This is a genomic window from Cellvibrio sp. 25HG11W-0, from assembly GCF_057815475.1.
In genome coordinates this window covers 3,754,382-3,766,664 of the sequence record NZ_CM174230.1, presented here as the reverse complement: position 1 = coordinate 3,766,664, position 12,283 = coordinate 3,754,382, and the positions used below count along the sequence as shown (strand labels likewise).

Here is a 12,283-nt window from a genome sequence, read left to right as displayed (position 1 = left end):
AACTCCGCAGGGAGTTGGCGTTAGTAGCGGCGGGATTAAGCCCGCACGGATTAAGCGACTATCTCAAGCAACTCTACTTCAAATACTAAGGCAGAGTAGGGGGCGATGCTGGCACCAGCGCCGCGCTCACCGTAGGCGAGGTTGTGCGGAATGAACAAGCGCCACTTGGAGCCTACGGGCATTAATTGCAAGGCTTCAGTCCAGCCAGCGATTACGCCGTTCACTGGGAAGTCGATAGGCTGGCCGCGCTGTACGGAACTGTCGAATACTGTGCCATCGATCAGAGTGCCGTGGTAGTGGGTTTTTACTTTAGAGGTGGCGGTAGGAACTGCACCGGTACCTGCACTGATAATTTCGTATTGCAGGCCTGACGCGGTCACCTTGATGCCGTCTTTTTTGGCATTTTCTGCCAAAAAGGTTTCGCCAGCAACGGCCAAAGTTGTGCTCTGTTCAGCTTGTTTGGCCTGCATGCGGGTGTTGATCTCTTCAAACGCCGCTTGCATATCGTCGTTGCTAATTGTCATAGCAGTGCCGGCCAAAGCATCTAATAGGCCTTGTGCTACGGCTTCGTTGGCTATGCCATCGAAAGGATTGTCCAGCAATTGCTGGCCCATTTGACGGCCAATGCCGTAGCTGACGCGCTCTTCAACGCTGGTATAGTTTTGCGACATGGTAACTCGCTCCGATAAATGAAAAGGGCGCGCAGTCTAGCAGATTACGCGCTCTTGTCGTTGTTTGTTGGCGACGGGTTTGTCACTTGGTCTGCTGTGGTCGGCTCTGTGGGTTCGAGCGCATCGGGGGCGAGAATGTTGACTTCGCGCATGAAAATCCCCCAAAACGCGATGAACAGTGCGGCAACTAAGGGGCCAATTACAAAGCCATTGAGCCCGAAAAGTCCTAAACCACCCAAGGTGGAAAGCAGCACTATATAGTCGGGCAGTTTGGTGTCGCGGCCCACCAAAATGGGGCGCAGTATATTGTCGATCAGGCCGATGACGCCCATACCGAAGGCCACCAGAATAATGGCCTTGGTGTTGTCGCCAGCGGCAAAGAGGTAGAGCGCAACCGGTGCCCAGACGATTGCGGGTCCCACGGCGGGAATGAGTGATAGCACTGCCATCACCACGCCCCAGAGCAGCGCGCCAGGAATACCCAGCGCCCAAAATATAAAGCCACCGAGGCTGCCTTGTACTACTGCAATGACCAGATTTCCTTTAATAGTCGCGCGCGTAACCTCGCCAAACTTGGCAAACAGCAGGCGCTCGCGTGCATCGCCCAAGGGCAAGGCGCGAATCAACAGCTCCAGTAAATAGTTGCCGTCGCGCAGTAAAAAGAAGGTGAGGTAGAGCATAAGACAGATGTTGAGTAGCAGAGTAAAGGTGTTTTGGCCAATACTTAGTGCGTGCTGGGCGACGAACTTACCGCTGCTCATGGCCATGCTTACAGAGCTTTCTTTAACCTTGGTTGCATCGACGCCAAAGCGGTCCAGTGTTTGTTGCAGGGCGGGAAAGGCGGTGCGAACCTTGTCGATATAGTGGGCGGGGTTAACTTCACCAGCTTCCAATTTGGCATACATATCTGCACCTTCGCTAACCACGGAGGAAACCAGCAAGGTCACGGGTAACACCACCACCAAAATGCAGGTAAGCAGCGTAATCATTGCGCTGAGGTTGTTGCGGCCTTTTAGGCGTGCGCAGAGCTTAAGCTGGAGCGGATAAAAAATAATGGTAATGGCGCAAGCCCAAAAGATGGTGCCGAAAAAGGGCTTAAGCACCCACATAAAACCAACGGATACCAAGAGTAAAAACAGTAAGAAGGTGCGTGTTTCCAATTGTTGCTGCATGAAGCTAATCCTTAGAGTAATACCTAATGGGTTGGGCAAGAGGACCGAGGTCGACAAAGGCTTCGACTATACGGCAGTGCTTTACAGGTGTCATCTGCCGCTGCTACTGATCGCGACTCAGTAAGTGTAGGGAGGGCACTGGCGGGCGCTAGGTTGATATAAGCGATGTTATGCGTTTGCAGCGCAGTGGGCGTTGCGACAATTATGTGCACTGCTTTTCCCTAGTTCAGAATTCGGTAAAGTGACGTCTTAGCGGAGCTTTTTCGCCAAGCTGCTATGCTTCTACTTTAGTGTTCACAAGCGCGTAGGATTTGTGTCGCGTAGCTTTCTATTTTGGCTGTTTTTAAGGCAAATTAAAAATAATGGCAGTGGTGCTTATGCGATTGACGTTAATTCCTCCATTTCTTGCGCGCTTGCTGCAGTCAGCAGTAAGCGCCGTGGCTATCGTTTTTATCGCGGGGGCGAGTTTAAGCGGAATAGTGGTCGCGCAGGTGGATAATGTGAGCCTTGCAGGCGAACAAAAAGTGCATGTGCCCATTAAGGTGCAGGCGACGGCGCTGGAGCAGCCGCAGGATTATTTTGTCAGTTTGTTGCAGATGATTTTAGAGGAAAGCAAAAGCGAACATGAGGTGATCGATATTGTTTTTTCGCCCCATGATTATTCGCAAGCGCGCTGGATAAATATGGTGGCTCAGGATCCAGATGACGTGGTGATGTGGACAATGTCGACTAAAGCGCGCGAGCAACTCATGCAACCCATACGCATTCCTCTGTTTAAGGGGCTTTTTAGCTACCGTGTTTTTTTGATTCGTAAAGGTGATCAAGCGCGCTTTGATCGAGTGAAAAACCTTAATCAATTACGCGGCTTTGTTGCAGGCCAGGGCGTGCAATGGCCGGACACGCAAATCTTGATGGATAATAAACTTTCGGTCACCACTGCAGAGCACCTTGAGTCGCTCTATCGTATGCTGAAAGCACAGCGTTTTGATTACTTTCCGCGCGGGGTGTCGGAGGCATGGTTTGAGGTGGCTCAGCGTCATGAAAAGGATGTTGTGGTCGAGAAAAGCATTTTGCTTTACTACCCAGCGCCTATGTATTTTTTTGTGAATAAAAATAATAAAGCCTTGGCAGCGCGTATTGAGTTGGGCTTTCAGCGCATTATCGCCAATGGTAAGTTTGATGAATTTTTCTATCAGCATGCGCGGGTTGCTGGCGCATTAGCGGCTTTAAAAAATCACTCGCGCCGCCTATTTGAATTGCACAATTCCGACTTGCCTGATGAGTCTTTAGTGGGGGTGAAGGGCTATTGGTTGAGCCCTTCATTTGAGCCCGATGCGGCGCTGCCCTTAGCGCCAAAATAAGGGTTGGCGTCAATCACATTGCGCACACTAAGATTCAGTTGAGTGGGAAATCCAGTGTAATTAGCAATCCCTGTGGGCGGCGATTGCTAATGGTTAGCTTAGCGCCGTGCAGCTCAGCGATGCGCGTCACAATGGACAAGCCCAAGCCGCTACCATTTCTATCCGCTGGATGTTCGCGAAAGAAACGATGGCAAAGTGATTCCAGTTTATCTGCTGGCACCCCCGGCCCCTCATCGGCAATACTCAACCGTATATATTCTGCTGTTATGTCACCGTCTAGTGTGATCTGGCCTTGCACGGGACTGTATTGGCAGGCATTTTCCAATAGGTTGCGCAGCATTACACCAAACAATACAGAATATCCCTGTAATTCAAGGGTGAAGAGTACAGGTGCTATGACTACTTTGTGGTCAAGCATTTTAGCGGGACGAGAGTCGGCTAGTACCTGCACAATTTCTTGCGCAAGTTTGCCTGGGTTAAGGCTCTCTTTTTCGCCCAGTGCGCGCGGGTCAAGGCGCGCTAAGGTGAGTAGCTGTTCAACTAAGCGCGTGCTGCGATCTACCCCTTTTAACACCTGCGCGAGATTGTGTTTGGTACCTGCGAGATCCTGACTACCTAAACCCAGTTGGGTGTAGAGTTTTAAGGCTGCCAAAGGCGTGCGCAATTCGTGCGCAACATCACCAAGGAAACGCCGCTCGCGCTCAATATCTTGTGCGACGCGCGCCATCAAACTGTTGATGGCCAGTACCAGCGGTTTTAGTTCTTGGGGAGGCAGAGTCTCAATACTGACCGGCTCTAGTTTATCGATATGGCGCTCTCCCAATTGCGCGGATAGTTTCAGCAGAGGTTGCAAGCCGCGACTGATTACAAAGATTAAACTTAAGCCCATTAACAAGGCCGCAACTATAAGGCCGCCGAAGGAGCTGAGAGAGATTTTATTTATAAGTTCACCGCGCACATCAGAGCGCTCCGCTAAAATAATCCAAAGACCATTATTAGGCATGTGCCGACTAAATACATACCAGTCGAAGGCGTCGTATTGCGTTAAGAAATAACCATTCTGTAATGGCGCGAGTGCATGCAGTGGCGCCGTCGGTGTTTTCAGCAGTAGGTGACCTTCAAGGTCCCAAATTTGTATGGCAAGCTTGCCTTCGTAGCCGTGACCGTCCTCGCTACGCTCATCGTCATCAACACCCGAGTAGGCTTGCACCGCATTTTGCAGCGCATTATTGAGATGGTCGAAATCAATCTCATCAATGGGACGGTCGACAAACCCCTGCAGCATGCGGCTGGTTTGCGCGAGTTGCGCGTCATATAGCTCATCAATTTCAATCATCGCCAAATAGCGGTTGACTAAAAACATCACCAAAAAACTGCAGGTGAGGATCGCCAATAGGCTGAAAATTAAAAATTGTTTAATTGATTTTATCTTGAAGAAGTTCACGCCTATTTGTCCTAATATTTTAGTTGTCTTGTGCTCGACCAATTAAAGGCTTGAGGAGGAGTACATTGTCTACAGCTCTACTTTATTGATGACATAACCTACGCCGCGCACCGTGCGAATTAAGTCTGGTGCGATTTTTTTTCGCAGGTGGTGAATATGAACTTCGAGCGCGTTACTTTCCACGTCATCGGTCCAGCCGTATATGCTTTGTTCGAGTTGTTCGCGGCTTAGAATGCGCCCTGCATTTTCAATGAGTTTAATCAACAGCATAAATTCGCGGCGTGCGAGTGTTACCGATTGATCTTTATAGGTAAGTGTTTGGTTGTCGGGGTTGATGCAGAGCTCGCCGTGAATAATATGCGCGCTGGCGCGGCCTGAGGCGCGACGGCTGAGGGCGCGCAAACGTGCTAATAATTCATCTAAATCAAATGGCTTGAGGAGATAGTCGTCAGCGCCGGAGTCGAGGCCTGCGACCTTGTCATTAAGGGTGTCGCGCGCGGTGAGCAGTAGCACAGGTAAAATCATCGCTTCTTTGCGAATGATTTTCAGTACCTCTAAGCCGCTAATACCCGGCAGGCCAATGTCCAACACCATAAGATCGAAATTCTCACTGCGCAGCGCACGCAGAGCCGTTTCGCCATCTTTTACCCAGTCGATGGCATAGCCGCGCGGCCCTAGTGCCTCTTGCAGGGCTTCGCCCAGCATCAAATCATCTTCTACTAATAGTAGGCGCATAGTGTGTTGTTCTCTGCAGTGAATGTAGGCTGAGCCTTTCAGCTCTCTTAAAGGTATAGCTTTTATGCTCTTGGTCATAATAAAGCTTTTCGGCTTATAAATACCCTTAGAAGCTTAAGCAAACCTGAGCTAGAGCCTGACTGCGCAAATAGTCTCTTAATATTGTACGTACCTCTCGTGGCTTAAGTTGTACTTAAGAAACATTGTGCATCATCGCGCAAGGTCTCTAGAGGTTAGTTATGCGCCTAGGTTTATCCCCTATTTTTATTTGTCGTTTCTTCCGGTGCCTGTGGCTGGGTGTTTTCTGCTGCGTGCCTTTAATTGCTCATGCAGAGCATTCACGCTGGGCTAGCCTAAACGCGCATCAAGGTGAATTTCTTGCCGTGGAGCAAGCGTTTCAACTTACGGCAATGTTGAGTGGTGAGTCTATTGAGCTGCACTGGAAAATTGCGCCAAATTATTATCTTTACAAGCATAGAGTGCGCACCAAACTACAAAAATCAGTGGCAGGCGTACAACTGGAACCATTGATATTTGTACAGCAGGCACAGTCGTTACGGGACCCTAACTATGGCCTAGTTGAAGTTTATAAACTTCAACTAGATGTGAACTTGCCGCTTGCGCATTGGCGCGCGGCCCACCAGCCACCTTTAAGTGTATGGGTGGATTTTCAAGGCTGCAGCGCGGTTGGTTTGTGTTATCCACTGCAGACCTATCGTTTGCGTATTCGCGCATCGGGTGTGGAGCTTCGCAATGAAACCCATTTGCTTAGTCGTGCGTCATTAAATTCTTTGCTGGCACAGCAGCCCCATTTCTCTCTTTTAGCTTTAAGCCTTTAACTATGAGTCATCAAAAAATAGACATATCACCTTCAGGGGTACAGCAGACGCAGCACTTTTGGTGGTGGCATTTGCAATTGCCCTTGGCGTTATTGCTGTTGTTCTCTCTCGCTATTGAGGTGTTTGGCGTAGATCGTCATCTGGCCCAGTGGTTGTATCAATGGGAGGGGGGGCGTTGGTCGCTGCGCAATGCGTGGTTAACCAATGCGTTTTTACACAGCGGTGGCAAACACTTGTCACTCGCTGTTGCTTTGCTTTGTCTCGGCGGCTTTGTTGCCAGTTTTTTTAATGCGCGCTTGGCTGCCTATAAGCGTCCACTGGGTTACCTCGTATTGTGTGCGGTGAGTGCGAGCTTATTGGTTAGCCTAGTTAAACAGAACTTAGCCGTTTCTTGCCCCTGGGAGTTTGATTTGTTCGGCGGCAAGCTTGCTTATGTGTCGGTGTGGCAGCAGCTTTGGTTGCGCACGGGCGAAGGTTGTTTTCCTGCCGCCCATGCCAGCGCTGGCTACGCTTGGGTTTGCGCTTACTTCGCCGCTCGCTCACTCGGTGTTAGCTGGGCTAAATGGCTTTTAGTGGGCGCCCTCGCGTTCGGCTTTTTGTTCGGCTTTGGGCAGCAGTTGCGCGGTGCGCACTTCATCTCCCACGACCTTTGGACTCTGGCTATTTGTTGGTTCACGGCGCTTGTGGGTTATCGCTTTTTGTTGATGCCCAAGGCCTCGCGCGCAATTTTTTCTGAAGGTGTAGAACAAGTATGATGAAAACTGCAGTAACGTCCCCTAAAGCTTTTTTATCGCGGCTTAACCCCTTATCCTCAAGGCTCACACCAAGGCTATTTGCTGCTTTTTGGTCGCTGGTATTTGTGGTGTTTTACAACAGTGCTTTTTTTGGAGAAGTGCATAAGCTAGTCGACGTATTTAGTGTGGGTGGTGCGCTATTTGCTCTCAGCCTCGCACTGCTCTTATGGCTACTGACATTTTTAATACTGAATTTGGTCGTGCTTCCCTATATTGCCAAGCCGCTGTTCATCTTAATTATTTTTGGCGCGGCGTCAGCATCTTATTTTATGAATGCCTATGGCATCGTCATACATCGGCTAATGATTCAAAATGTGGTTGAGACTGACGTGAGTGAGGCAGGTGGGCTTTTCTCTGGGCGCTTGCTGTTCTGGTTATTGCTGTCGATTATCCCCGCCTTGATGGTAGCACGCACGCGCTTAACCTTTGGTAGTTTGCGTGGTGAAGCTTGGAGTAAAGTAAAAACAACCGCCATAGTACTCGTGTTAATCCTGCTGCTTATATTTAGCATGTCGGCGCAATATGCTTCTTTCTTTCGCAATCACAAAGATATTCGCCAGCGTGCGAATCCGCTTAATTTCATCTACGCTGCTATGAGCTATGCCGCCCAGTCGAATGAGGTTGTGGTAGTCGCACCTATAGGTACAGATGCGCAGCTGATGCCGCAAGCGCTCGCTGCGACTAAGCCTAATTTAATTATATTGGTGGTGGGCGAAACCGCGCGCGCCGATCATTTTGGTATTAATGGCTACGAACGCGATACCACACCGCAATTGGCGCAAGAAAATATTATTAATTTTTCACAAGTACATTCTTGCGGTACTGAAACTGCTGTCTCTGTGCCCTGCATGTTTTCACAACTAAGACGCGACAACTACTCGGATAAAAAAGCAAAATCGCAAGAGTCGGTGTTGGATGTGATTCATCGCGCGGGTATTCCCGTTTATTGGCGCGATAATAACTCCAGTTGTAAGGGTGTTTGTGATCGCGTGGAATACGAAAATATTCAACAGTGGACGCTGCCAGAAGTGTGCAATGAACGCGAGTGTTTTGACAACGCGCTGCTGCACCAACTCGATGAAAAGTTGGCGACCATGCAGGGTACACGCGGCGCTCAAACCAAACTCATTGTGTTACATCAAAAAGGCAGCCACGGCCCAGACTATTATCATCGCTACCCTAGTGATGCAGAGGTGTTTAAGCCTGCCTGCCAAACGAATCAGTTGCAGGATTGTAAGGATCAGGAGGTAGTGAATGCTTTCGACAATACCATTCACTATACCGACCAGTTTTTGGCTAAAACGATTGAGTGGTTAAGAACTAACGACACAAACTACAACACCGCCATGATCTACTTGTCTGATCACGGTGAATCGCTCGGCGAGAACGGTTTATACCTGCATGGAATGCCCTATGTATTGGCACCTGAAGCGCAAAAACATGTACCTATGTTTATGTGGTTTTCAACCGGTTTTGAGCAAGCGCAGGTCATTGATCGGACCTGTTTACAACAGCGCACCGGCGATGAGTTTACCCACGACAACTTGTTTCATACCCTGTTGGGCTTAACCCAAGTAGGCACCAAGGTTTATGACCCTGCTTTGGATATGCTGCAGGGTTGTCGGCACTAAGGTTGTTTAATATTTTAATGAGGCGGGGAGATTTTGTAGCGCGTACTGCGCCCCGCCCCCGGCAATCTCTCCAAACAACCTTTGCTCAATAAATCAGTGAGGTGGCGCGTCGCCGTCGCTTTACTGACCTGCGCCACTTTTTGATATTGCGCAGCGCTAATTCCCCCCTCAAAACCGCGCTCGCCGCCATCGAGTAAACGGTTAAGCACTTTGCGCTGTTCGGGCGAAAATGTTTCCTGCTGAAATTTTTGCCAAAAGCGACGTTTGTGTAACACGCGTTCCATTTTTTCGAGCGCTGTATTCAAGCTGGTGTTGAGTGTTAGTAAAAACCATTCCAGCCAGTCGGTTAAGTCAAGGTCGCCGCGCTGAGTGGTTTCCAGTATTCGATAATAATCCGCACGCTTATCCAAAATGGCTGTGGACATGGCGTAGAGCCGAATGGCTTGGTTGTCGGTTTGCGCCAGCGCCAAATCGGTCAGTGCGCGCGCTATGCGTCCATTGCCATCCTCAAATGGGTGCAGCGTAATAAACCAAAAGTGGGTAAGGGCGGCGCGCACTAATGGGTCTAAGTGCGCATGGTTGCGGGTGCGATTAAACCAAGCAATAAACTCACTAAGCTGCGCATCCAATTGCGTGCGCGGCGGCGCTTCAAAGTGAATCCTTGGCTTGTCGATGCGACCGGAAACAACCTGCATGGGTTCGTCGCCGCGCAGTTGCCCAACGGCGAGCGAAATTAAGCGAGGTGCATCGTCGGGAAAAAGCCAGCGGTGCCATTGCAGCAGGCGCTCCAGCTCCAGTGGCGCGGTAATATTTTGCACCGCATCAAATATCAGCTCGGCCAAACCCTCGCTGCGCGCAGTGTGTGAATAGCTAAGCGCATCCCCCTCAAGCAACAGCCCCAAGCGCTGCGCAAGGGAAGAGCGCATAGACTCAGCATTAAGCTGCTCCCCCTCAATCGCCGAGGAGTTCAAGATATTCTGCAAAAGCGCATCCAGCGCCGCTGCCGCACTTAAGCTCGCATCCTCCGCCCCCGCGCGCCCCAAGAGTAAACCCAGCGACATATGGGTTTTGCGCAACAAAGGCTCCAGCGTTTGCTGCTGCCAATGAAATACAGGCCACTCAGGCTGTTGCCAAATCCAGCGAATATCCGGTGTGTAATCAACCATGGGCTAGCTCCGTATATGGGGCCTAGGTAGGAAAAGAATCAGGTATGAGCCGATTAAATATATTATTCAGCTCACCATATGAGCCGAATAATGCATTTAATCGGCTCATATGGCAAGTTTTGGGGGATTGCTGGGTGGGTTTTACGGCTCTAAAGCGTGGTGGGTTGGCATGAAAGGCTTATATACTCTTAGCAAAAATATGGAGAACGCCTAGCATTAACGCTTTTAATTGGTGGGCGCCCTGAATTAGCGATTACATTTCCGGCTATCAGCTTGATGATTGGGTTGAGGCTTTGAGCAAAAATTTCAATGATTTTGTAGAAGTCGTTCAAGTAATTTAAAGGAAAATTAAGATGTTTTTATGTGAAGTTCGAGAGTTTGGTAGAGGGGCTGATTGGGTAATCGTTAATGATCATATGTATCGAAGGGATAGATATTTTTTCTATGATGAGAATTTACACCCATTGCACCCTGTCGATCCTGATCTGTATGGTATTTTTTATGTTGATGATGGGGCGTGGATTGAATATAAAGATGCCGCAGGAAAAATCACAACAAAGCATCTGTCCTTTGATGGATGGAAAATAGATTCCATAAAAAATCACAGATATTGTTCTGATTGCGAAACTATTGGTGAAAAAGTATTTTACGTTGACGGTAAAAGAAAGGACAAAAAAATAGTTGCTTACCTTGGTGAAAGGGAAGTTGCAGCTATAAATGTCCCTAGAATTAATTACAGATTAAAGTCTCATAATGAATATGTGTATGGCTATGCCAGTCAAACAATTCATTGTTTTGATTCTGAGTTGAAGAGCGTTTGGACTGAAGAGTTGGGTGCTGAAGTTCTTTCGACCCATATTGAGGTTGATGCTTCTGATGAAAATAATGCGGCTCTAATCGTATATTTTGGTTCTGATTCGACGTCTTATGGTGTTCGCGCTTGTAGGGTTGATACCGGCGCCTTGCTCTGGGAAATGAAGATTGAGGCTCAGGCCTTAAACATGAAAATCACAGAGGGAAAAATATATTTCTGCTGTAAGGGAAAGTTTATGCGATTGAATGCGTTAACCGGAGCGCTAGAGGTTGATCAATTATTGTCTTTTGAGAAGGCTGATGGTGGTCAGTGTTCCTTAAGTGCAGTTGTGCCTATTAAAACAGAAATTTTATGTTTTTATGAACAAGAGAAATTCTTTGAGGTTAGGACGGCAGACGCTCGCAGCCTGTTGCAAAAAATTACCTTGCCTGAAACACTTTTTGTGTTTCCTTCAGAGCCTGATGTGTTCGAATACGCGGGTCGATACTACTTTGGGCTTGAGCACCAAGTGATGTGGCTAAACCCCATGAAATCTGCACAGGCGGTGTTAACTTTAGATAATACAGCGCCTAAGGATTGCGAGGTGATATTTGAAAGTCGCCCTCCTTATACGGTGGAGCCTATTAAAGATGCTAATGGAAAAAATGGGTTTTATGTTCGAATGGAAGGGGATGACCCAGACAAAATTATTCGTTATGCCAATGTTGTGTTAAAAGAGCTTGCATATATGAATGGAAAAACATCAGAAATTGAATTTGAAACTCGTGACCATGATAATGCGGGTGCCATAATTTTAGAGGTTAGTACCAATAAGCTACCTTGCAATAGAGCTTTATCTGAGTGGGCTGAAATATTTTCTGTTATTAAAGAGCGAACTGAAGAAGAGTTATCTATTAGTGAAGTTAAAGCTGGTGATGGCGAAAGTAATTTTGTTGTTGATTTACGTGTTGTGTGACGATTGAGCGATGTCCTCCCTGGCATATGTATAGTGCTTACCGCTCGCGGTGAATATCTTCTGGCTGCAGGTCTCGGCGCTTATGGATTACGGCGAGTATGTCAATTTGAGTGGGTTTAATTTCATATAAAATACGGTAGGAGTAGAGCGAAGTTTCTCTTACTGTTTCGTCCTTGAGTTCTGTAACTATTTTCCCTTTGTGGGGCAGTGCATTAATGGTGAGTGATTTGCTTGCCAGTGCCTCTGCAACACGCTTAGCGTAATGCGCTGATCCTGGGCTATCTAGTCATAAATATGGCGCAGCTGCACTCTTGCGTGATCTGGCCATCTCACCATGCTTGAATATCTTTAAGAAGTTGTTCGGCGGTAATGGCTTTGTCTTGCGCGGCATCTTGCTGGCCGCGACGAATATTTCCCAGTACATAAAGCCGTAAGCTAATTGAAGGGGGGGGTATTGATGTGTCGTTAGTTTGCTAGGCGACGCGGGGCAATAACTGCATCAAAACTTCCCCTTATCCTCTGGGTTCGCACAGCTAGACGTACTCGTTGAGCCGCAGCCGCTGCAACCACCGCAGGCGGCGGCTTTTTTATGGGCGGAGGGCCACCAGCGGCGTACGAGAAAGATGAAGGCGATGAGTACGCAGGCGCCTACGATAATTTCTTGCCACATATTTGCCTCCTCTTAAATATTAATTCTGCTA

The 12,283-nt window shown here is 48.4% G+C and carries 12 protein-coding genes; 5 read left to right on the top strand and 7 right to left on the bottom strand.

Going from position 1 to position 12,283, the window contains the following annotated elements; translation table 11 throughout:
* Positions 1–50: 50 nt before the first annotated feature.
* Positions 51–671 carry a BamJ family beta-barrel-assembly machinery protein gene (bamJ, locus tag AC0KUT_RS15730; RefSeq protein WP_488831341.1) on the bottom strand — a complete coding sequence of 207 codons (621 nt, stop codon included), beginning with the start codon at positions 669–671 and terminating at the stop codon, positions 51–53.
* Between the two features lie 44 nt (positions 672–715).
* On the bottom strand, positions 716–1,843 hold the full coding sequence (locus tag AC0KUT_RS15725) for an AI-2E family transporter (protein ID WP_488831340.1): 1,128 nt from the start codon (positions 1,841–1,843) through the stop codon (positions 716–718).
* Between the two features lie 377 nt (positions 1,844–2,220).
* Here AC0KUT_RS15725 and AC0KUT_RS15720 point away from each other — a divergent pair, with 377 nt between their 5' ends.
* Positions 2,221–3,204 (top strand): substrate-binding periplasmic protein, encoded by a 984-nt coding sequence (locus AC0KUT_RS15720; protein ID WP_488831339.1) that lies wholly within the window; start codon positions 2,221–2,223, stop codon positions 3,202–3,204.
* 34 nt (positions 3,205–3,238) lie between these two features.
* Here the strand turns inward: AC0KUT_RS15720 and AC0KUT_RS15715 are convergent, their stop codons facing one another.
* Both AC0KUT_RS15715 and AC0KUT_RS15710 read right to left on the bottom strand, forming a co-directional pair.
* Positions 3,239–4,648 carry an ATP-binding protein gene (locus AC0KUT_RS15715; protein ID WP_488831338.1) on the bottom strand — a complete coding sequence of 470 codons (1,410 nt, stop codon included), beginning with the start codon at positions 4,646–4,648 and terminating at the stop codon, positions 3,239–3,241.
* Between the two features lie 69 nt (positions 4,649–4,717).
* Positions 4,718–5,383 (bottom strand): response regulator, encoded by a 666-nt coding sequence (locus tag AC0KUT_RS15710; protein ID WP_488831337.1) that lies wholly within the window; start codon positions 5,381–5,383, stop codon positions 4,718–4,720.
* 239 nt (positions 5,384–5,622) lie between these two features.
* Between AC0KUT_RS15710 and AC0KUT_RS15705 the strand changes: the two genes are divergently transcribed.
* The 3 genes from AC0KUT_RS15705 to AC0KUT_RS15695 are packed head-to-tail and all read left to right on the top strand — an operon-like array spanning position 5,623 to position 8,647.
* Positions 5,623–6,222, top strand: coding sequence for a protein-disulfide reductase DsbD N-terminal domain-containing protein (locus AC0KUT_RS15705; protein WP_488831336.1), 600 nt, complete (start codon positions 5,623–5,625; stop codon positions 6,220–6,222).
* Between the two features lie 2 nt (positions 6,223–6,224).
* Positions 6,225–6,977, top strand: a complete 753-nt coding sequence (locus tag AC0KUT_RS15700) for a phosphatase PAP2 family protein (RefSeq protein WP_488831335.1) — start codon at positions 6,225–6,227, stop codon at positions 6,975–6,977.
* Positions 6,974–8,647, top strand: a complete 1,674-nt coding sequence (locus tag AC0KUT_RS15695) for a phosphoethanolamine transferase (RefSeq protein WP_488831334.1) — start codon at positions 6,974–6,976, stop codon at positions 8,645–8,647. Before AC0KUT_RS15700 ends, AC0KUT_RS15695 begins: the two co-directional genes overlap by 4 nt.
* A gap of 14 nt (positions 8,648–8,661) precedes the next feature.
* Here AC0KUT_RS15695 and AC0KUT_RS15690 read toward each other — a convergent pair whose 3' ends face one another.
* Positions 8,662–9,813 (bottom strand): Fic family protein, encoded by a 1,152-nt coding sequence (locus AC0KUT_RS15690; protein ID WP_488831333.1) that lies wholly within the window; start codon positions 9,811–9,813, stop codon positions 8,662–8,664.
* Between the two features lie 353 nt (positions 9,814–10,166).
* Here AC0KUT_RS15690 and AC0KUT_RS15685 point away from each other — a divergent pair, with 353 nt between their 5' ends.
* On the top strand, positions 10,167–11,582 hold the full coding sequence (locus AC0KUT_RS15685; RefSeq protein ID WP_488831332.1) for a hypothetical protein: 1,416 nt from the start codon (positions 10,167–10,169) through the stop codon (positions 11,580–11,582).
* Between the two features lie 37 nt (positions 11,583–11,619).
* On the opposite strand, the gene AC0KUT_RS15680 is transcribed toward AC0KUT_RS15685, so the two are convergent.
* Together AC0KUT_RS15680 and AC0KUT_RS15675 are read right to left on the bottom strand one after the other, a co-directional pair.
* Entirely contained in the window at positions 11,620–11,790 is a 171-nt protein-coding gene (locus tag AC0KUT_RS15680) for a type II toxin-antitoxin system RelE/ParE family toxin (RefSeq protein ID WP_488835764.1), read from the bottom strand.
* A 291-nt stretch (positions 11,791–12,081) separates the two neighbouring features.
* Entirely contained in the window at positions 12,082–12,252 is a 171-nt protein-coding gene (locus tag AC0KUT_RS15675) for a FeoB-associated Cys-rich membrane protein (RefSeq protein WP_488831331.1), read from the bottom strand.
* Positions 12,253–12,283: the final 31 nt, after the last annotated feature.

Excerpts from the sequence above, each read along its gene's own strand:
- bamJ (WP_488831341.1), bottom strand. The coding sequence starts at position 671 with ATGTCGCAAAACTATACCAGCGTTGAAGAGCGCGTCAGCTACGGCATT.
- AC0KUT_RS15725 (WP_488831340.1), bottom strand. The coding sequence starts at position 1,843 with ATGCAGCAACAATTGGAAACACGCACCTTCTTACTGTTTTTACTCTTG.
- AC0KUT_RS15720 (WP_488831339.1), top strand. The coding sequence starts at position 2,221 with ATGCGATTGACGTTAATTCCTCCATTTCTTGCGCGCTTGCTGCAGTCA.
- AC0KUT_RS15710 (WP_488831337.1), bottom strand. The coding sequence starts at position 5,383 with ATGCGCCTACTATTAGTAGAAGATGATTTGATGCTGGGCGAAGCCCTG.
- AC0KUT_RS15705 (WP_488831336.1), top strand. The coding sequence starts at position 5,623 with ATGCGCCTAGGTTTATCCCCTATTTTTATTTGTCGTTTCTTCCGGTGC.
- AC0KUT_RS15700 (WP_488831335.1), top strand. The coding sequence starts at position 6,225 with ATGAGTCATCAAAAAATAGACATATCACCTTCAGGGGTACAGCAGACG.
- AC0KUT_RS15695 (WP_488831334.1), top strand. The coding sequence starts at position 6,974 with ATGATGAAAACTGCAGTAACGTCCCCTAAAGCTTTTTTATCGCGGCTT.
- AC0KUT_RS15690 (WP_488831333.1), bottom strand. The coding sequence starts at position 9,813 with ATGGTTGATTACACACCGGATATTCGCTGGATTTGGCAACAGCCTGAG.
- AC0KUT_RS15685 (WP_488831332.1), top strand. The coding sequence starts at position 10,167 with ATGTTTTTATGTGAAGTTCGAGAGTTTGGTAGAGGGGCTGATTGGGTA.
- AC0KUT_RS15675 (WP_488831331.1), bottom strand. The coding sequence starts at position 12,252 with ATGTGGCAAGAAATTATCGTAGGCGCCTGCGTACTCATCGCCTTCATC.